Source organism: Streptomyces sp. NPDC059850 (assembly GCF_042731515.1).
Taxonomy (GTDB): domain Bacteria; phylum Actinomycetota; class Actinomycetes; order Streptomycetales; family Streptomycetaceae; genus Streptomyces.
This window is the reverse complement of record NZ_JBHWJI010000019.1, coordinates 13,019-31,798: the sequence shown is the minus strand read 5'-3', so window position 1 is coordinate 31,798 and position 18,780 is coordinate 13,019. Positions and strand designations below refer to the sequence as shown.

The window sequence follows — 18,780 nt, the reverse complement described above, 5'->3', positions numbered from 1 at the left end:
CCTCGTCAGGGCTTGCCCAGGTACTCGGTGGCCTCGATCTCGTTCAGGTGGATGAGGACGTCATGTGCCCGCCCAAGGGCGCTCTTGTACGTCACGGGGTCGGGCCATCCGGCGCCGATGTTCCAGGTGACACGCGACGTGTCCAGCCAGGCGCGCGCGGAGTTGGGTGCCGTGCGCATGTCGAGGATGTAGTCGTCCCGGCGGACCTTGTCCAGGGTCTCCTCGTTGGAGCCGGGCTTCGCGGCATCCACGCTGTAGGTGCGCATCACGTTGTCGTCGGAGCCGAACGCCTTGAAGGAGCCCTTGAAGAAGCTGAAGCCGATGCTGACGTACTTCCTGCCCAACGCGTCGCGCAGGAAGGCCCCTTGGGTCTTGGGGTATCGCTCGTCGAAGGAGTCGTACGACACATGGGTGTTGTGGGCCGACAGCAGGATCCGGTCGCCCGTGTGCTCGTTCCACCAGGCCACGTTCTCCGCCATTATCTGGTCACGGAGCCTCATCATCTCCGCGACCTGGGCCTCGTCGGTGATGTCGAGGGAGTAGCCCTTGGCCATCTGGTGGATGGCCCTGGCGTGCTGCACGGTCCACAGATGCTCCTGCCGGTCGGCGCCGGAGCCGGTGCGCTGCTTGCGCAGCAGCTCGTACACCTTCCCGGTCCGCTCCGCCCGCTCCTGGCGCTCGGCCAGGGGCAGCTTCAGGTAGTCCTCGGTGTAGGTGCCGGCGTCGGCGGTCGGCGCCAGACCGCGGTACAGCTCGGTGACGCGGTCCAGCAGCTGCGGGTACTCGCGCGCCACCCGGTCGGTCACCTTCTCGTACAGCTCCGGCCCGGCGTAGCCCATGTCGTCGCCCATGAACTGCACCTTGTCCTTCGGGTGCTGGCGGTTGTACTCCCGCATCCACTCGATGAGGTTGATGTAGTCCTGGTTGTTCCAGATCCGGTACGACCCCTGGAACTCCTCGTTCGCGATGTCCTTGAGGTTTCCCTTGCCATTCAATATGTAGTCGTTGAGCCGTAGACCGCTACTCCAGGCCACCTCAAGGGAGAAGGTCCGGAAGCCCTTCTGCTCCACCAGGTAGCGGAAGACCCGGTGCTTCATGCGGAAGAAGTCCTTCGATCCGTGGGTGGCCTCGCCCAGACCCACCACCTCGGCGTCCTTGACCATACGGCCCAGCGCGCCCAGGTCCCGCAGACTGCCTTCGGGCTCGATGCTCCTCAATGTGTGGGCACTGCGCTCGATGGCATCGACCACACCGCCCGCGCGTTGCCCGGTTGCCGACGTCTTGGAAAGACCGGCGGACGCTGAAACCGGAGTTGGTGACTTGTCCATGGCATCGCCGATGGCCGGAGTGGCAACCGCCACGGCACTGAGGGAGAGGATGACCGAGGGAATGATTACTGCCTTGCGTCGCGTCATGGCTGAAGATTCCCGTGCGCACAGGGGCCGTCTCCAACCCATACGCTGCCCACCCCAGGTGCAGCAGGCGCTACCGCCGGGCCCCCTGGCACCACCATGTCACCCGGACGTCCTCGGTCATGCGGCCGCTGTAGTCGTAGGTCCGCCACGGCACCGCCACACAGACCGGGCCCGCACCCTCCTGCGCCCCGCACTTCCGGCCACCCCACCCTCCAACCTGTCCAACCCACAAGCGATATGACGGCGATCTAGACGGACAGAGGCAGGCGGGCTCTAGGTCGATCAGCATCGCGAGCTGACCCAGGCCGCAACCGGCGTCACCTTCGCCGCCGACGCGCAGCGGGTGCTGGCCGCCCCCTACAGCTCATCGAGGCCGCCGCCGCAAGCGCCTCCCCGACGGTCCGGACGGATCCGGTATCGGCTGCCGACCGCCGCATCGCGTGCCACTCGCCTCCATCCGACTCCAACCCCTCCGCCAGAGAAGGCAGTTCGCCCCATGCTCGTTCCGCTCGCTGAGCACCACGTATGCGACGGCGTTCTGCTTCAGCGTGGCCACGGCGGGACGCCGAGCGCACGTGACCGCCGCGGAGGATCTGCTGTCTGGTTGCCGGGGGCGATGCTGGGCATCTGGTCCTCCCCTGCTCATGAGCCGACGGTAGGTTCCATTTCCTAGGTATCCGTAAGAGCGCGGTCCCCACCGACGCTCTAAGCCTGGCCTCAGGTTGATCGGGGACAATGAGCGGCAAAAACATCGACTGGAAGGGGGCGGGCCGACGTGCGGATCATGATCGCGGATGATGACGTGGCCATCCGTGAGTCGCTGGAGCGGGTGCTCCAGGTCGAGGGTTACGACACCAGCACCGTCGCCAACGGTCTCGCCGTGCTCGACGGGGTCGGTGGGGCCAGCGGTGACACGCTGGATCTGCTGCTCCTCGACGTGATGATGCCCCGCCTCGGCGGGTTGGAGACCTGCCGGCGGTTGCGGGCCGCGGGTCGGGATCTGCCGGTGCTGATGCTGACCGCCCGTGACCAGGTCTCCGACCGGGTCACGGGGCTGGACGCGGGCGCCGACGACTACCTGCCCAAGCCGTTCGCCACCGAGGAGTTACTGGCCCGGGTGCGGGCCCTGCTGCGCCGGCGCACGCCGACCGACGAGGAGTCGCAGATCCTGTCGTTCGCCGACGTCCGGCTCGATCCCGACAGGTTCGAGGCGTGGCGGGGCGGGCGGCCGCTGCACCTGACCCGGACCGAGTTCTCCCTCCTGCAGGTCCTCATGTGCAACGCGACCCGGGTCTTGACCCGCGACGCGCTGTTCGAGGCGATCTGGGGCTTCGGCATGAGCTCTACCGCCAACAACCTCCAGGTATACGTGAGCTACCTGCGCCGCAAGATGGAGGCCGAGGGTGAGCCGCGATTGATCTACACGCTGCGCGGCCTGGGATACACGTTGCGGGAGACTCCTCTGTGAGCGGGTCCGCCGGCCGGGAACCGCGCCGGCTGACCCGATGGTGGCGCCGGCGGTCCCTGCGGACCAGGCTGACGATGATCGCGGCGACGGCCATCGCGGTCAGCGTGTTCGTGGCCTTCCAGGTGGCCAGTGAGCTGCTGGACTGGGAGCTGCAGGACACCGCCGAGAATCAGCTGCGCGCCGACTCCCGCGTCCTGGCGACGAACGCGGAGCGCGCCGGTGTGGCGCGGGTCCAGTTACCGCCGTATCCCGGATCCGGTCGGCTGGTGCGGGTCATCCTGCCCGACGGCTCGATCCGGACGCCGGCCGGCCAACCGGCGCTGCCCCCGGTCAGCGAGCACGCCGGGCGCGTGGCGCAGGGCGCGTCGGCCGACCTGATGGAGTCGAACGACAGCGATGAGGACGGCTACCTCATCTACACGCTGCGGGCGGGCGACGGCGCGGTCCAGGTGGCCCGCGTCGTCGACGACAGCCCGATCAACCGGTTCGGGTTGGGCATGCTGCTGATCGGGCTGCTCTGCGTGGTCGGCGGCGCCGTTGTCGGGCGGGCCGTGGCGCGGACCGGGCTGGCACCGATCGACCGGCTGACCGCCGCCGCGGTACGTGTCGCGCACACCCGGGATCTCGACGCCGACATCCCGGATGAGGGCGGTGGGGAGATCCGGCGGCTGATCCAGTCGATCAACGACATGCTCGCCGCGCTCCGGGACTCCCGGCGGGCCCAGCGGCTGCTCGCCGAGGACGCCGCCCACGAGCTCAAGACCCCGCTCACCAGCCTGCGCCTCAACGTCGAGCTGCTGATCCGGCTCGATCAGCGCGGCACCCTGGACAGCGCACTGCCGGCGGAGAGCCGGACCCGGCTGCTCAACGATCTCGGCGCCCAGGTGGCCGAGTTGAGCACCCTTGTCGCCGAGCTGACCGACCTGGCGCGCGGTGACATCAGCGACGAGAGCACCGAGCTGCTCGACCTCGCCGACGTGGTGGTGGCCGCCGCGACCCGGGCGCGTTCCCGCGTGCCCGATGTCGAGGTCGCGCTCGACGTGACCTCTGTGTGGGTGAGCGGGCGTCCCGCTGCGCTCGAGCGGGCGGTGCTCAACCTCGTCGACAACGCCGGCAAGTGGTCCCCCGCGGACCAGCCGGTCCAGGTCCGGCTCCGTGCCGAGGGCGCGTCGGCGGTGCTCGAGGTCGACGACGCCGGGCCGGGCATCGACGCCGCCGACGTACCGCGGGTGTTCGACCGGTTCTACCGTGCCGACAGCGCCCGGGCGTTGCCGGGATCCGGTCTGGGGCTGTCGATCGTGCAGCGGGTCGTCGACGCCCACGGCGGCCGGGCCACCGTCGCCCGCTCCGCACGCGGTGGAGCACTGCTTCGGGTCGACCTTCCGGCCGCGGCCCCGCCCGCCCCGATCGCGCGGCTCACCGCCGGGGATGACACCGCGATGCGCTGACCCGCCCCGGCGGCGCGGCGCAGGACCAAAGGGCGGCGACCGTCGGGCCCATGAAAAAATCCGGGACGGGCCTGGGCCCCCGTCCCGGATATCGTCCGTGCCGCCGCGCTCACCGTTGCAGCGCGGGCTCCTCGTCGTCGGCGAGCGGCTGTTGACCGTCCGGCAGCTCCGCCGCTGGACGGGACAGCCGGCTCGGCCACCACATCCGCCGGCCGATCAGCAAGGTGAGGGCGGGCACCAGGACCGACCGCACCAGCAGGGCGTCGAGCAGCACGCCGAAGGCGACCAGGAACCCGACCTCGATCAGCATCACCAGCGGAAGTGTGGCGAGGACCGCGAACGTGGCCGCCAGAACCAGGCCTGCCGAGGTGATGACGCCACCGGTGGCCGAGAGGGCTTTGAGCATGCCCTCTCTGGTGCCGAGACGCACGGTCTCCTCCCGGGCCCGACTGGCCAGGAAGATGTTGTAGTCGACGCCGAGCGCCACCAGGAACAGGAATGCCAGCAGCGGCACCGAATAGTCGACACCCTTGAACCCGAGGATCGTGTCGAAGACGAACACGCTGCCACCGAAGGCTGCGGCGAATGAGACGATCACGGTGGCCATCAGGACCAGCGGGGCCAGGATCGCGCGCAGCAGCAGCCCGAGGACGATCAGGACGACGGCGAGCACCAGCGGGATCACCAGCTTCTCGTCGCGCTTGGTGGTCACCTCGGTGTCGAGGTTCTCCGCACTCGGCCCGCCGACGATCGCCTCCGCCCCGCTCACCGCGTGCACGGCGGTGCGCACCCGCTTGATCGTGTCGTACTCTGCGACGGTGTCCGGCGCGTCCGTCGGGAACACGGAGATGTTGGCCCAGCCACCGCTGGTCTGCTCCGGCATGGCCAGGGCCACACCGCGAGTGTCCTTGACGATGTCGAGCACCCGCTCCCGGTGCGCCGGCCGCGTGAAGATCGTCATCGGCTGGCCGCCGAGCTCCGGGAAGTGCTGGCGGAGAACGGTGAAGCCGGTGACGGACTCCGGCGCGGACAGGAACTGGTCCTGCTCCCGCAGGGCGCCGGTGTTGCCCGCCAGCCCGAGGGCGAGCACGCCGAGGACTCCGAGCGAGCCGAGCGTCGCCACCCACCGGCGGCGGCTGATGGCGGTGCCGAGCCGTCCCCACAGCCCCGGCTTCTCCTCCACGGCCGTGCTGAACCGCGGGATGGCCGGCCAGAAGATCCGCCTGCCGAGCACCACGAGCACCGCCGGGAACAGCGTCAGCATGGCCACCAGCGCGCACAGGATGCCGGCCGCACCGATCGGGCCCAACCCGCTGGTGCTGTTCAGGTCCGCGACGAGCAGGCAGAGCAGACCGGCGACCACGGTGGCCGCGGACGCGACGATGGCCGGCGCCGCGCTCCGGAGCGCGTGGACCATCGCGACCCGGACGTTCTCATGATGGTGCAGCGCCTCCCGATATCGAGCGATGAGCAACAGCGCGTAGTCCGTGCCGACGCCGAATACCAGGATCGTCAGCAGCGCCGAGTTCTGGTCGTTGACCACGATGCCGAAGCCCTTGACGAGCAGGTAGACGGTCCCCATCGAGGTCAGTGCGGCCGCGCCAACGGCCACCAGCGGGATGATCCACAACACCGGGCTGCGGTAGGTGAGGATGAGCAGGAGCGTGACGACGACGATGGTGGTGAGGAGGACCTGCACGTCGATGCCGTCGAAGACGGCATCCATGTCGCCGTCGATCGCGCCCGGGCCGGTCACGTCGAGTTCCAGGCCGGCGGGGCGGTCCTTCGCGGCGTCACGCAACGGGCCGACGATGTCCTCCGGTGCGCCGTAGGTCGTGCTCACCTCCAGGGTGAACATCATCGCCTTACGGTCGGCGGAGCGTCTCGTCAAGGGGCCCTCGTCGTCCTCGCCGGCCGCCGCCGTCCCCTTCGGCGGGTACCGCTTGGCAAGGGTGTTGTAGTGGCGCTCGACCGTCGCGCGGTCGGCGTCGGTCATGCCGCCGGCGCGGTGGTACACGAAGACGAACGTGTTGTTGTCACCGTCGGGGAGACTGTCGTCCAGCACCGCCACCTTGGTGGACTCGGCACTGGCCGGCAGGGTGTCCACGGCGCTGTCGGTGGTGACCGAGCTCAACTTTCCACTCAGCGGCACCATGCCCGCCGCCAGCACCAGCCATAAGCCGATCACTAACCACGGCACCCACCGGCCTGCCAACCGACCGGCCGGCGCTTCCCCGGACGGCGCTGCGTTGACTGCCATCACTAGCCTCCTACATACGGGTTACATCGCTTGTCTGGACGCCCACTTCGTACCGAGCGAACCTGAGACGACTGTTAATGCGGTGCTCAGGCCGGTTGGCCGAACCATGTGCCCAGCGCACGCACCAGCGTGGTGGCGTCGAGGTCCTGTCCGGTGGGCAAGGCCCAGGCGACACAGCCGGTCGGGCCGAGTTGGTGATTGCGGTGGTCGCGGTGCCCGCGTCGGCGCACGAGAACGCCGTCGTCGCGCACGGGGAGAAGGCGGGCATCGGGGTGGAGGTCATGGAGCGCGATCCCGCGCAGACCGGGTTCGTTCCCCAGGCCAAGCGGTGGATCGTAGAACGCGCCTATGGGATCCGGCCTGGCGCACCGCATGACCGGCGGGGCTCGGCGCCCTGGCCGGTGGGGGCGCGGTCGCCGGGCTGCGGACGACGCTGGCCGTCGCGGGGCTGGCCTTCCTCGCCGGGGCCCTGATAACCCTGCGCACCGTCGACCGCGCCATGGCCCTCTGAGACGAGGGCTCGGAGGGTCGCGGTTGGGGTTGCGTTCATGGTCGTTCAGGAGGGTTCATCGGAGTGATCCGACACCACTGGGCCAAAGGTCAGAGCGCCTGCGAACCTACCCGGCCCCCGACCGGGGGCAGCGGTCTTCGCCTATGTCGCCGGGACCACCTTCGTCTTTCAGGAGATCTACCACCTCGCCCCGGCCCGCCGGCCTGCGACCGCACGCCGCAAACGGGTGCGCAGCACACCACTCTGCCACCTCTGCCAAAAAATGATGCCGCGGTCTCGCACCGTCCACCCGTGAAAGCAAGCTCCATGTCCTACCCCGATCCGCGCTGCCTCCGCACCGGAGGGCGAGGTCAGCGCGAAATTTCTCAACTCACACCCGGAACCCGACGCCGGCTCCACCAGCGCCACCAGCATCCGCTACTGGCCGGCGAAGAGACCATCGGTGGCGAGTACGGCCTGTACAAGACGACGCCGGACCGCGCCTCGTAAACGGCGGTCCTGGAGGTGGCCCGCCTCGGGCAGGCGACGACGCTGCAACCGTCACCGCCAGCCAGCTCCGGCAGGTGGCTCCGGCAGGTGGCTGAGAGACGGATCGCGGCCGGGCCATGGCCATGCGGCGACCGCAACATCCAGGTGGTGATGAACGCCCACTACGACGTGATGCGCTGGCTGGCTGCTGCGCGACCTGTCCGTCGAGCTCGTGGGACGCCTACGTTCGGACCGTGCCCTGCGACTCTCGGCCTACCAGCCCAACGAGGACAGGACAGGGTACCCCCGCCGGGAGGTGTCATCTGGTCAGCCGATTCTCATCCAGCGGGAGGAGTCCGCCGCTGCCGACTTCATGGATGACGACAAGCAGCACATCGGCAACCTCACCGAGCACCTCGCGCACACTTACACCTCAGCACAGTGACGCACATCACACCCGCAATCTTGCTTGTATAACCTTCCCCTAGGGAACGCCAACACTGGGATGATCTAAGCAGCCACTGGGGAGGATATTGCGTCATATCTCCAGGTCGACTTCTACCGCGTGCTGTAACTCGAAACGGCGTTACAAACGTAGATCAACGAACGGAAACCCGGCCCCCGAACCCTTCATCTGGACCAGGGTCAACGATTGATTCCTCAGCTCCTCTCTGCATACCGCATTCCGCCAATGAATCGTTACTCCAGAGCGGCTTGCCGCTGTTAGCGGGACGCCTCTTGCGTTGCATTCCGAACGCCCTGGCGCCAAGAAAACGATTTCGGCACTCACGGTTGACCCGGAAGGCTTATTTATGCTTGAGGAATTAGAAATTAGATTGCCGCAAGATATCTTCGCTGAACTTGGTGGTGATCGAGCACAGAGATCCTGCGAGACCTTTCGATCTCTTCGACGATCCGCTTTGTCCTGGCTCGACGGACAGCTCGGCGTGAGTTTGCGGTATGCCGCTGCGGCGGCAACTGCGGCCAGGCGTGAAGAACAGCATGAGTTTTGCCAATTGGCTCAATTTTGGTACGTCGCGCTGCTTATCGGAGCCAGAGAACTTGAAACGGCCCAGGGGGTGCTGGGCGCAATAGAGATACGAAGTGATGACTCAGTGTCGCAGTCGGTGGCTGCCATGTCTCATGTCGTTCGAGGCAAACTGCTATTGGCTGTGGGCAGTATCGATGCCAGCATCGTCGAGATAAACAACGGGCTGGAGATCGCCCAGCGGTGCAGAGTCCGGTCCCTGCGTCCGCCAAGTTATGTAACGATAGCGCTCGGCACACTCCGTCGCGCAGATATGCGGTCCTGCCTCCACTTCGTGGACAAGCTGGCAGAGGAAGCTCAGTTGGGCTATTTCGGGCAGGCTGCGGGGGCATGGGTAACCGCTCAGGCCGTGGAGGCCCGAAGTGGGGTGGCGAGCGCAGCGGGGCTCATCGACGGGATTGTCACGAACCCTCTCGTCCTACGTCAGCTGCTCGTATCGGAGCCGGCAGCGGCTTCCTGGTTGGTTCGCGCCGCTGACAAGTTGGGCGCCCAGGATCTGGCGGAAAGGTCGGTGGCCGCGGCAATCGACACGTCTGTTCGGAACCAGCAGTTCAGCGTGATCCGGGGATCGGCACTGCATGCCGCCGGGCAGCTTGAGGGAGACTCCTGCAAGTTACGCGAAGCGGCCTACCTTTATCCGGACCGGTGGTGCGTGGCATCTGCGAAAGAAGACCTGGCCGACGTGCTAGCTAAGCGATGTTCCGAAAGGACCGAAGCGATCGGCACCCTGGAATCAGCCTTGGAAACCTACACTGAGGTCAGTTCCCCGCGAGACGCTTCGCGCGTTGTCGGCAAGCTCCGAGAATTTGGCGTGCGACGTGGCGCGATCCGCACCACAGAATGTGAAGGCCTGTTGCCGAGCGGGGCGAGCAACCGTTCGCAACACGGGCTCACCAACACGGAGTTCGCTGTCGCTGAGCTGGTAAGTCAAGGATTCACCAACAATGAGGTCGGAAGGCAGCTGTTCATCTCTCAACACACCGTGGCTTTCCACCTGAAAAAGGTTTTCCAGAAATTGAACGTCGCATCGCGTGTCGAATTAGCGGCCAACTGGAAGATGACATGATGGTGTGGCGCATGCTGTGTGCGGGATGAAGGATTTGGCCCTTCGAAGCTATTCCTGCATCAAGCCCGCCCCGCGTTCGTGGCACACTGCCTCGTTAGGCCTACCCCACCCTGACTTTTCGGACTAGGCCGGAGGACTCAGGACACTAGCTAAGTGCGGCTGCCGCACCGGAGCCAAGAATCGGACGGTTCGCGCTCTTGCCACATGATTAACTGGAGCGTTATAGCGTTTCCGCCGAAAGGTGCAACAACGCCTTGGCCGCCAGACGATAGCCGAAGGCACCCAGGCCGACCACCACCCCGCTGGCAAGCGGGGCTATCACCGAATCATGCCGGAATTGTTCACGGGCCCACACGTTGCTGAGGTGCACCTCGACCCACGGCGGCGAATAACTTGCCAACGCGTCGCGCAGACTCCATCCGGCAATCATCAGCGCACCGGGATTGACGATGGCACCGACCGTGGTGTCGCGATGTTTATGAATCGCACCGACCAACTCTCCCTCCCCATCGTGCTGGATCGAGACGACTTCCCACCCCCGGACGCTCACCTCTTCAGCAACCGCGTTCGCTATGTCGTCCAGCGTCTCGGTGCCGTATATCTCCGGCTCACGTTGCCCCAGGATGCCCAAGTTGGGCCCATTCAAGAGAAGCACGACGCTCAAGAAACACCTCGCTTTTCGAGTCAGTGGCGACAGCTTGATCGCACCCACCGGATCGGTCAGCATGGCCACGTTGGGGCCGCCCAGAGTCCGAAGTTCGGACACTATCCGGCCATCCGACTGTTGGTTGACGGGAACCCGCACATCGCGATAGCGGGACGGGGCCCGTCGACCGGACGCGAAGAAGTGCACCGGCGACGACAGGCCGGCATCCTGCATCCGCACTGCCACATCGTAGGCGAGAACCGCGCCCCTGCTGTGCCCGAACAGCGCCAGGGGACGAAGCTCGCCGGGCCACCGGCGTGCGGCAGGCACACGAGACGGGCTTTGCCATTCGAGGCCGGATGAAACCGGCGGACCCAGTTTTCGAGGTGCGCTTTCGATTGAGGCACGGCCCGCCATTTCCTCTCCAGAATTGTCCTTAGATACCCTACTTGTCCACCTCGGGTCGACGGGCGATCGATGTGTCGTTGCCGCGGCTAGCAGCACCCTTTGGGACGTTAGGGCAAGGGCGGCCGATCGGCCATCCCCAAACCTTATAGAGATTCCCAACCCTTGACGCTTTCCGAGCGGCAGAATATTGTTCCAACAAACTCCGGCGTCGCGAAAATATCGGCGAATACGCGAGTAAGGTCACGATGCCAATCATGCGACCGCAAAATGTGCACTCGAACCCGACGGACACGGACGTCGTCATCGTGGGCAACGGACCAATCGGTGCCACGCTGTCGGCATTGCTCGCCCAGCGCGGCTGGCGGGTGACCGTGCTCGAACGCCGCGCTCGGCCGTACCGGCTTCCGCGGGCGACCAGTTTCGACGGGGAGACCGCCCGACTCCTGGCCGCCACCGGGATCGGCCCGGATCTTGACCGGATCACGGAGCCGGCCAACGGCTACCAGTTGCGAACTGCCGCCGGCGCGGCGCTGCTGGACATCGCGTTCACCACGGACGGCCCGTACGGCTGGCCGGACGCCAACACGATGCACCAGCCGGCGCTGGAGGAACTGATTGCCGCCAGGGTGGCTTCGCTTCCCGGCATCACGGTGCTGCGCGGGCACGAGGTCGTGGGAATCGCCGACGGCGAGCAGCGCGTCGAGGTGACCGCCACGACCGATGACGGCGCGACTTGCGTCCTCGCCACACGGTGGGTCGTGGGCTGCGACGGGGCCAACAGCTTCGTGCGCGACCACCTCGACGTCTCCGTCACGGACCTCGGGTTCTCCTACGAGTGGCTGCTCTGCGACATCGAGCCGCACCAGCCGCGCGAGTTCATCCCCACCAACGTGCAGATCTGCGATCCGGCCAGGCCCACGACCCTGGTGGGCAGCGGCCCCGGGCGCCGGCGCTGGGAGTTCATGCGGCTGCCGGGCGAGAACACCGCCGAACTCAACCGGGACGAGACCGCCTGGCGGCTGCTGGAGCCGTTCGGCGTCACCCCCGACACGGCCACACTGCTGCGTAGCACCACGTACATGTTCCAGGCCAGGTGGGCCGACCGGTGGCGAGTGGGCCACGTCCTGCTGGCGGGCGACGCGGCGCATCTCATGCCGCCCTTCGCCGGACAGGGCATGTGTTCCGGCGTCCGGGACGTCGTCAACCTGGCGTGGAAGCTGGATCTGGTTCTGCGCGACCGAGCGAATGAGTCCCTTGTGGACAGTTATGCCGAAGAGCGCCGCGCGCAGGCCAAGGCGGCAATCCTGGCGTCGGTCCAGTTGGGCCGGGTGGTCTGCGTGACGGACCCGGCGGCCGCCGCCGAGCGGGATACCACGGTGCTGGCCAACCGGCGCGGTCGGCAGGCGGCACGGCCGGAGCCGGCGAAACCGCTCACGGGCGGGCTGCTCCACCGACGGCCCGGGGCGGAGGCGATCGAGCCGCCGGCCGGAGCGGTCGTACCGCAGGGACGGGTGAGCTGGCAGGGCCGCAGCGGGTTGTTCGACGAGGTCGTCGGGCATGGGTTCGTCCTGCTGACCACCGACGATCCGCACGCCGCGCTCGACGAGGACCGGCTTTCCTTCCTCGCCGACTTGGAGACCCGCGTGGTGCGGCTGCTGCCGCCAGGGCATGCGCCCGACGGCGCGGCCGACGTGATCGACGTGGTGGACGTCGACGACGTCTACCTGCCGTATCTGGCGCGGTTCGCCGCTACTTCGCTGCTCGTCCGTCCCGACTACCACGTCTTCGGCGCCGCCAGCGGTACAGGCGACGCCGAAGCGCTAATTGACGACCTGCGGCACCAATTGCTCGCCGCGGTGCCCACCGGTGCCACGCACCGGGCAGGCTGACTGGTCGGCCCCGCGCTCAGCCGAGCAGCAGCGGGAGCTCCGCGACCCTGGTGAACCCGGGCCGCAGGGCCCACGGGAGCTCCTCGCGCTCTACCGCGAGGGACAAGCCCGGGAACCGGTCGAACAGCGCACGCAAAGCCACTTCCGCCTCCTGGTACGCCAGCGGCGCGCCGAGGCAGTAGTGCGGCCCAATGCCGAAGCCGACGTGACTCCCGGCGCCCCGGCACACGTCCAGCCGCTCAGGGTCCTCGTACTTGCGCGGGTCGGTGTTCGCGGCCAGCAGCAGCGGTACGACCGCCGAGCCCGCCGGGATCGTCACGCCGCCGAGCTCGACCTCTTCCGCCGCGTACCGGGCCTGCGCGAACTGGGTGGGCCCCAGGCGCATGAGCTCGCGCACCGCCTGCTGCCACCGGGACGGGTCCGCGCGCAACAGCTCGATTTGATCCGGACGCTCCAGCAGGGCGAGCACCGAATTGCCGAGCAGGTACGTCGTCGACTCGTGCCCGGCGGTCACCATGGTGAAGACCAGGCAGACCAATTCCCGGTCGGAGAGGCGGTCGCCGTCCTCCTCCTGGGCCTCGATGAGCGCGCTGATCAGGTCGTCACGCGGCTCGGCGCGCCGGCGGGCAATCACGTCCAGCACGTGGTCGGCGCACTCGCGCAGGATGGTCGGAAGGAGCTCGGCCTGCATCAAGGACAGCACGCGACTCCACCTGTGCCACTGTGGACGGTCGGCCTCATCGATCCCGACCAGCTCGCAGATCACGGCGATCGGCACCGGGTAGCAGAACGACTCCACCAGGTCGACCGGCGCGCCGTCGCGACCTGCCTCCGCCATCCGGTCGAGCAGCGTCGCGGTGATCTCCTCGATCCGCGGGCGCATCTCGGCCACCCGGCGCGCGGTGAACGCCCGGGAAACCAGCTTGCGCAGCCGGGCGTGGGGGGCGCCGTCGAGGTTCATCATTGCCTTGGCAATGAGGTCGGCCACATCGGACGGAACGTCCATCTGCTTCAGGACCGGGGGCCCGTCATCCATGCCGCCGCCCGGCACCGATGCCGGGTTGGCGACGAAGCACGAATCGCTGAGCACCCTGCGCACGTCGTCGTAGCGTGTGACCATCCACATCGGCGGCCCGCCCAGGAGCGTTCCGGTCACCACCGGCGCCTGCTCGCGCATCCGGGCGTACCCGGCGTACGGATCGGCTGTCAGCTCGGGTCCCAGCAATTCGAACGGCTCGGCCGGATTCTCGGCGGACTCGGGCGAATTGGCGGCGGTGGCTGTCATCGGTCTCCCCTTCTGCGTCGAGGAAAACACTCACTGGCCCGCCGGCGTGGGCAGGCGCATGAGATGAACGTTGTCGTTCGGGATCAGATGAAACCGGCGGGCCCAGCACGGCTCTCCGGCAGCCTAGGGCGGCGCCGTCCGGCCGGGCATCCTCCAACCTGATAACACAAGGCACTGCCGGATCACGGCGCGATCAGACGGGCCAGCGACACCGCGCCACGCAACGAGGACAGGCCGCCCAACGCGGCCGGCTCCACCGGCAGCGGGGGTTGGCCGGGGCGGGCCAGCTCGGCGAGATGGTCGGCCACCAGTCCGACGAGCTCGGGGAGGCCGGCCGCGAAGCCGCCGCCGATCAAGGCGAGTTCCGGGTGGACCAGTTCCTGGACGCCCGCCAGCGCGGCGGCCAGCGCCCGGCACGTCCGTTCGACCGCGGTGACGGCCCACGGCCGTCCGTCGCGCAGCGCCTGCCGCAGTTCCTCGAAAGTGGCGGGCGCTGCCCGCGAATGCGCCGCTCGGTGCAGGGTGGCAGGTCCAGAGGCGATCGCCTGGAGGCATCCCCGGCGGCCGCAGACGCACCGCGCGCCGCCCATCTCGACAATCATGTGCCCGATCTCGAAAGAGCCGCGGCCGAGCCCGGGGCACGGCGCGCCTTGCAAGACGAGACCGCCGCCGATGCCGGTGCCGACCCCGAGGTAGAGCAGATCGTCGCAGCCCGATGCGTGCGCCTCCGCGAGCGCACCGAGGTCGCCGTCGTCGGCCCAGGCGACGGCCGCTTCGGGGAACAGCCCGCGCAGCGACTCGTCCAGGGAAAGCCCAGTCCACTCCGGTCGGCTGGGCCAGGCGGTGATCCGGCCGGCAGGTCCGACCGTCCCGGGCATCGCGACGCCCACCGCCCGCAGCGGCATGCCGAGTCTCGTCCGCAAATCCTCTACGTGATAGGCGAGTTGGGCGAGGTCCCGTGCAGCCCTGTGCCGCGGCGCCCAGGGAAAAGTGCTCTCTTCGACGAACCCGGCGTCGGTCTCGACCCGGAAGGCGACCTTGGTGCCCCCGATGTCGATCCCGAGGTAGTGAGCCTGTACCGGGTGATCCGATGACCGCGGCGGGCTGTCGTGTGCGCGCACTGTCCGCTGTCTGCTTCCCGCGCTCGCCCCGGCCTCAGCGGCCGGGTACCGGCGGGCAGAGGGCAAGGAGCTCCACCGGATGCCGCAGCACCGCGTCGGGGTCGGCGGCGAGCAGCTCCTCCTCGTCGGGTGAAGCCCAGAGCGCGGCGGCCGAAGCGACGTCGGCGCCTTGCGCACTGGCCAGGTCGGTCGGTGCGTCGCCGATCATGATGGCCCGCTCGGCGGGCACGTCCAGCAGGCTCAGCGCGTGCTGCACGATGTCCGGGGCGGGCTTGGGCCGGGCGACCTCGTCGGAACCGATCACGTGCGCGAAGAACGGGAGCAGGCCCAGCCGATCGAGCAGCGAGCGCGCCCTCGGCCCGCTCTTGCCGGTGGCGATGGCGAGCCGAAGTCCACGCGCCCGCAGCGTCAGCAGCAGTTCGACGACTCCGTCGAAGACCTTCACCTGGTCCGCGAGGCGGTAGCTCTCGCGGACGAACGGCTCCTCCATCTCCAGCGGCAGGCCCATGATCCGCATGATGTCCGGGAAGTATCGCCCCAGGTGGCGCCGGTACTCGTCGAAGGGCGCGGGGCCGTCGCCGACGACTTCGGCGTAGGCGATGGCGAATGCCTCGCTCATTACCCCGAAGCTGTCGACGATGACGCCGTCTAGGTCGAAGATGACGGCATGCCTGGGCGGTGCGGGCGTGCCGGTCGCGGTGGCTGGTCGGTCGATCATCGGGACTGCCATGAGGCACCTCGGGGATCAGCGCTCGTTTGGGAAGGCGGATCTACCGCAGCGCGGGCACCGCTCGCCGGCTGCGCGCCGAGCGGGCCGACGCGTAGAAACTCTCGATCATGCGGACGATCGGGCGGGCCTCGGCAATAGCCTCGCCGCGGTTGGCCGGGTCAGCCAGCCTCGTGGCGAGGCCGTCCAACTGCCGCCGGTACTCGACGCCGACCTGCTCGTTCGGCACCGCGAGCCGGGTGGTGGCGCCCTCGCGGGTCACCGTCAGCACGGGTTCGGGCTCCCGGTTGGGGCTGAAGCCGAACGTGCACCTCAGCTCCGCGGTGCCCGCGCTGCCCGCGACCTGGATCAGGGAGACGTCCCGCGCCTCGTGCGACGCCCAGCTGACCCGCAGGGAGACCGAGACTCCGTCGTCGCGGACGAGGAAGCCGCGTGCCGTGTCCTCCACGTCGGCGGCGTCGGCGCCGCGCTGTTCCCGCCGCCACGCCGCTCGCCAGCCGTCGGCGTTGACGAAGTCGTCCGACGTCACGCCGATCACCTGCGCGAACCGGGCCGGGCCGAGCAGGAACACGAGGGTGTCGAACAGGTGCCATCCGAGGTCGAAAAGCGCCCCGCCGCCCGCCTTGTCGCGCCGGGTGAACCAGCCGCCCGCCTGCGGCACGCCGCGCGCCCGGACCCAGCCCAGGTCGACGTGCCGGATGCCACCCAGGTCCGGTACGACGCGCCGCAACGCCTCGACGTCACCGCGGTACCGGGCAGCGCTGCCGGCCAGCAGCATCCCGCCGCCGCGTTCGGCCGCCGCGAGGGCGTCGACCTCGGCCGAGGTCAGGCACACCGGCTTCTCCAGGAACACGGAGATCCCGTTGGCCAGCAGGGCACCGGCCACTTCGGCGTGCAGGTGGTTGGGCACCGCGACGACGGCCAGGTCGACCGCCCGGGCGGTGAGCGCGTCCACCGCGGGATGCACGGCGATGCCCGTCGCCTCGTGGAACGCCGTGCGCGAAACCGGATCGGCGTCGACGGCAGCGACCACCTCGAAGCCGGCGTGCTCGCGCAACAGGGGAAGCCACAGCTCCCGCCCCGCCCAGCCGAGCCCGACCAGTGCCACGCGGACGCTCATGTCGCGGCCACCGCGTCCGCGATGATCTCGGCGGTGGCGTGCATCTCCTGCTCCCCCGCCAGCAGGACCCGGTGGTGCAGCCAGACGCAGTCCTGGCTGATGGCATCCGTGTTGGGACAGCGCTCCGCGATCGCATCCTGGGTCCCATCGGGCGCACCGATCTCCCAGAAGGCATCCGTACGGTAGACCGCGCGGAACCCGGCGAACGCGGGCAGACCCGCGTCGACGAGCCGGTCGACCAGTGCGTTGCGCTTCTGCTCCCCGATACCGGGGATGCGGAACATCGCCATGTAGTGCGACTTGCGGTCGGCGCGCACGTCGCCGCCCTGGGGGACGACGCCGTCGATCTCGCCGAGCAGCCGGGACAGCAGGGTCCAGCGCTCATCCCGGAGCGCGATCTGCGCGTCCAGGCGACGCAGCTGCACCCGGAGCACGGATGCCGAGAACTCGTTGAGCCGCAGGTTGGACCCGGCGATCTGGTGGAGGTACCGGCGGTCGTCCCGTGGCCTACCGCAGCTGTGCCGGAGGAACGCCGTCTCGTAAAGCTCCGTGTCCGGGAACAGCAGGGCGCCACCCTCGCCTGCGGTCATGAGCTTGCCGTTCTGGAAGCTGAACGCCGCGACCGAGCCCAGTTCGCCGACCCGCTTGCCCTGCCACCGCGCCCCATGCGCGTGCGCGGCGTCCTGGAGCAGCGGCACGCCCGTCTCGACGGAGAGCTTCGCCAGCGCGTCCATGTCCGCCATCAGGCCGGCCATGTGCACCGGCATGATCACCCGGGTTCGCGGTGTGATCGCGGCAGCGGTCGCCGCCGGGTCGATGCAGTAGGTGTCCGGGTCCACGTCGACCGGGACGGCGACCGCGCCGAGTCGCTGGGCCGCCTGGGAGGAAGAGATGAAGGTGAAGGCGGGAACGATGACCTCGGTGCCCGGCCCTACGCCCATGCACTGGAGGGCGAGTTCCAACGCGTGGGTGCCGTTGGTGACTGCCAGCGCGTGCGCGGCGCCGTGGTAGTCGGCGAACTCGCGCTCGAAGGAGTTCACCTCGTTCCCGCCCATCCGCCACCACTGGCCCTGCTCCAGCGCACGGATCAGGCCGTCCCGCTCAGCCTCGTCGTATTGCGGCCACGGAGGAAATTCTGGTGCCCGTCGCGCGTTCATGTCTCTCCAAATCTCCGCTCGAACATGGATTGGCGAAAAGATCGACCGGAACAACGTGCCGCACGATGCCACCCGATCGATCGGGCTGTGTCCACAAAGGTCGTTGTTGGCCGGCGTGCGATCAGGCCGGTCGCCGGTGACGATCCTGGCGTGGTGGGGATCGAGCCGACCCGCCTCGATCATGGCCCCCCAGCACCTCGTCCACGAACTCGTCGGCGCGTTCGCCCAGCGCGGCGGCCTGATCGGCGAACCCCGCCAGCTTGTACCGCCTGCGCTTCCCGGCACCGTCGCCGCGCGGCTGGGCACCGGTCCACTGCAGCACGAGGTGGACGCCCGGGCGCAGCGCTCGGGCCATCCGGCGCAGCAGATCGTCCACTTCGGACAGCCAGTGCGGCACCCAGGAGGAATGGGCCACGGTGAACCGGTCCCACGGGAGGTCCAGCTTCTCGGCCGGGCAGACCTCGGCGTGCACGGAGAGCCCGGCGCACGTCCGGCAGGTGGCGTCCACCATGGACGGTGACGCATCGCTGGCCCAGACCTCGAACCCGCGCTCCGCGGCCGTTCGTGCGATCTCCCCGGTGCCGCAGCCGATCTCGGCGAATGCGCCGCCTCGTGCCATGGCGTCGCCCGTGAGCGAGAGCGCGGCCAGCGCCGTCCTGACGTGCGGCGCGTTGATCTGCGCATAGGCCTCGGCCACCCAGCCATTGGCTGCGGTCATCGACGAAATCCTCTCCGCCGGACCA

Annotated in this window: 15 protein-coding genes and 1 pseudogene; 5 read left to right on the top strand and 11 right to left on the bottom strand. The window is 68.6% G+C overall.

Features of this window, described 5'->3' with window-relative positions; all coding sequences use genetic code 11:
- Positions 1-5: 5 nt before the first annotated feature.
- The gene (locus ACFV9T_RS17840; RefSeq protein ID WP_385441195.1) at positions 6-1,217 is read right to left on the bottom strand and encodes an erythromycin esterase family protein; all 1,212 of its coding nucleotides are present in this window, start codon (positions 1,215-1,217) and stop codon (positions 6-8) included.
- A gap of 973 nt (positions 1,218-2,190) precedes the next feature.
- Between ACFV9T_RS17840 and ACFV9T_RS17835 the strand changes: the two genes are divergently transcribed.
- Together ACFV9T_RS17835 and ACFV9T_RS17830 are read left to right on the top strand one after the other, a co-directional pair.
- Positions 2,191-2,883: a response regulator transcription factor gene (locus ACFV9T_RS17835; RefSeq protein ID WP_385441194.1), complete on the top strand. Its 693-nt coding sequence runs from the start codon at positions 2,191-2,193 to the stop codon at positions 2,881-2,883.
- Positions 2,880-4,331 (top strand): ATP-binding protein, encoded by a 1,452-nt coding sequence (locus ACFV9T_RS17830; RefSeq protein WP_385441192.1) that lies wholly within the window; start codon positions 2,880-2,882, stop codon positions 4,329-4,331. Before ACFV9T_RS17835 ends, ACFV9T_RS17830 begins: the two co-directional genes overlap by 4 nt.
- Positions 4,332-4,440: 109 nt before the next feature.
- On the opposite strand, the gene ACFV9T_RS17825 is transcribed toward ACFV9T_RS17830, so the two are convergent.
- Together ACFV9T_RS17825 and ACFV9T_RS17820 are read right to left on the bottom strand one after the other, a co-directional pair.
- Entirely contained in the window at positions 4,441-6,591 is a 2,151-nt protein-coding gene (locus ACFV9T_RS17825) for an MMPL family transporter (RefSeq protein ID WP_385441190.1), read from the bottom strand.
- Positions 6,592-6,677: 86 nt separating this feature from the next.
- Positions 6,678-6,842: a hypothetical protein gene (locus tag ACFV9T_RS17820; RefSeq protein ID WP_385441187.1), complete on the bottom strand. Its 165-nt coding sequence runs from the start codon at positions 6,840-6,842 to the stop codon at positions 6,678-6,680.
- 1,044 nt (positions 6,843-7,886) lie between these two features.
- On the opposite strand from ACFV9T_RS17820, the gene ACFV9T_RS17815 reads away from it, so the two are divergent.
- Complete coding sequence (locus ACFV9T_RS17815; protein ID WP_385441186.1) at positions 7,887-8,015, top strand: hypothetical protein; 129 nt, start codon at positions 7,887-7,889, stop codon at positions 8,013-8,015.
- Between the two features lie 298 nt (positions 8,016-8,313).
- Positions 8,314-9,684, top strand: a complete 1,371-nt coding sequence (locus ACFV9T_RS17810) for a response regulator transcription factor (RefSeq protein WP_385441183.1) — start codon at positions 8,314-8,316, stop codon at positions 9,682-9,684.
- A 220-nt stretch (positions 9,685-9,904) separates the two neighbouring features.
- Here ACFV9T_RS17810 and ACFV9T_RS17805 read toward each other — a convergent pair whose 3' ends face one another.
- Both ACFV9T_RS17805 and ACFV9T_RS17800 read right to left on the bottom strand, forming a co-directional pair.
- Positions 9,905-10,348, bottom strand: a complete 444-nt coding sequence (locus ACFV9T_RS17805; protein ID WP_385441405.1) for a type II 3-dehydroquinate dehydratase — start codon at positions 10,346-10,348, stop codon at positions 9,905-9,907.
- Positions 10,349-10,408: 60 nt separating this feature from the next.
- A pseudogene (locus ACFV9T_RS17800) lies at positions 10,409-10,747 on the bottom strand (thioesterase II family protein); the annotation flags it as partial.
- 245 nt (positions 10,748-10,992) lie between these two features.
- On the opposite strand from ACFV9T_RS17800, the gene ACFV9T_RS17795 reads away from it, so the two are divergent.
- Complete coding sequence (locus ACFV9T_RS17795; protein ID WP_385441181.1) at positions 10,993-12,627, top strand: bifunctional 3-(3-hydroxy-phenyl)propionate/3-hydroxycinnamic acid hydroxylase; 1,635 nt, start codon at positions 10,993-10,995, stop codon at positions 12,625-12,627.
- Between the two features lie 16 nt (positions 12,628-12,643).
- Here the strand turns inward: ACFV9T_RS17795 and ACFV9T_RS17790 are convergent, their stop codons facing one another.
- The 6 genes from ACFV9T_RS17790 to ACFV9T_RS17765 all read right to left on the bottom strand — a co-directional run bounded on the left by ACFV9T_RS17790 (position 12,644) and on the right by ACFV9T_RS17765 (position 18,755).
- Positions 12,644-13,912 (bottom strand): cytochrome P450, encoded by a 1,269-nt coding sequence (locus tag ACFV9T_RS17790; protein WP_385441180.1) that lies wholly within the window; start codon positions 13,910-13,912, stop codon positions 12,644-12,646.
- A 182-nt stretch (positions 13,913-14,094) separates the two neighbouring features.
- Positions 14,095-15,033, bottom strand: coding sequence for an ROK family protein (locus tag ACFV9T_RS17785; protein ID WP_385441177.1), 939 nt, complete (start codon positions 15,031-15,033; stop codon positions 14,095-14,097).
- 34 nt (positions 15,034-15,067) lie between these two features.
- Positions 15,068-15,751: an HAD-IA family hydrolase gene (locus ACFV9T_RS17780; protein WP_385441175.1), complete on the bottom strand. Its 684-nt coding sequence runs from the start codon at positions 15,749-15,751 to the stop codon at positions 15,068-15,070.
- A 52-nt stretch (positions 15,752-15,803) separates the two neighbouring features.
- The gene (locus ACFV9T_RS17775; RefSeq protein WP_385441173.1) at positions 15,804-16,880 is read right to left on the bottom strand and encodes a Gfo/Idh/MocA family protein; all 1,077 of its coding nucleotides are present in this window, start codon (positions 16,878-16,880) and stop codon (positions 15,804-15,806) included.
- Complete coding sequence (gene rifK, locus ACFV9T_RS17770) at positions 16,877-18,037, bottom strand: 3-amino-5-hydroxybenzoate synthase (RefSeq protein WP_385441172.1); 1,161 nt, start codon at positions 18,035-18,037, stop codon at positions 16,877-16,879. The genes ACFV9T_RS17775 and rifK overlap by 4 nt, the downstream gene beginning before the upstream one ends.
- A 121-nt stretch (positions 18,038-18,158) precedes the next feature.
- The gene (locus ACFV9T_RS17765) at positions 18,159-18,755 is read right to left on the bottom strand and encodes a class I SAM-dependent methyltransferase (protein WP_385441170.1); all 597 of its coding nucleotides are present in this window, start codon (positions 18,753-18,755) and stop codon (positions 18,159-18,161) included.
- Positions 18,756-18,780 lie beyond the last annotated feature (25 nt).

Bases quoted from the DNA above. Each gene is read 5' to 3' on its own strand.
- ACFV9T_RS17825 (WP_385441190.1), bottom strand. From the start codon at position 6,591: ATGGCAGTCAACGCAGCGCCGTCCGGGGAAGCGCCGGCCGGTCGGTTG.
- ACFV9T_RS17795 (WP_385441181.1), top strand. From the start codon at position 10,993: ATGCGACCGCAAAATGTGCACTCGAACCCGACGGACACGGACGTCGTC.
- ACFV9T_RS17790 (WP_385441180.1), bottom strand. From the start codon at position 13,912: ATGACAGCCACCGCCGCCAATTCGCCCGAGTCCGCCGAGAATCCGGCC.
- ACFV9T_RS17780 (WP_385441175.1), bottom strand. From the start codon at position 15,751: ATGATCGACCGACCAGCCACCGCGACCGGCACGCCCGCACCGCCCAGG.
- ACFV9T_RS17775 (WP_385441173.1), bottom strand. From the start codon at position 16,880: ATGAGCGTCCGCGTGGCACTGGTCGGGCTCGGCTGGGCGGGGCGGGAG.
- rifK (WP_385441172.1), bottom strand. From the start codon at position 18,037: ATGAACGCGCGACGGGCACCAGAATTTCCTCCGTGGCCGCAATACGAC.
- ACFV9T_RS17765 (WP_385441170.1), bottom strand. From the start codon at position 18,755: ATGACCGCAGCCAATGGCTGGGTGGCCGAGGCCTATGCGCAGATCAAC.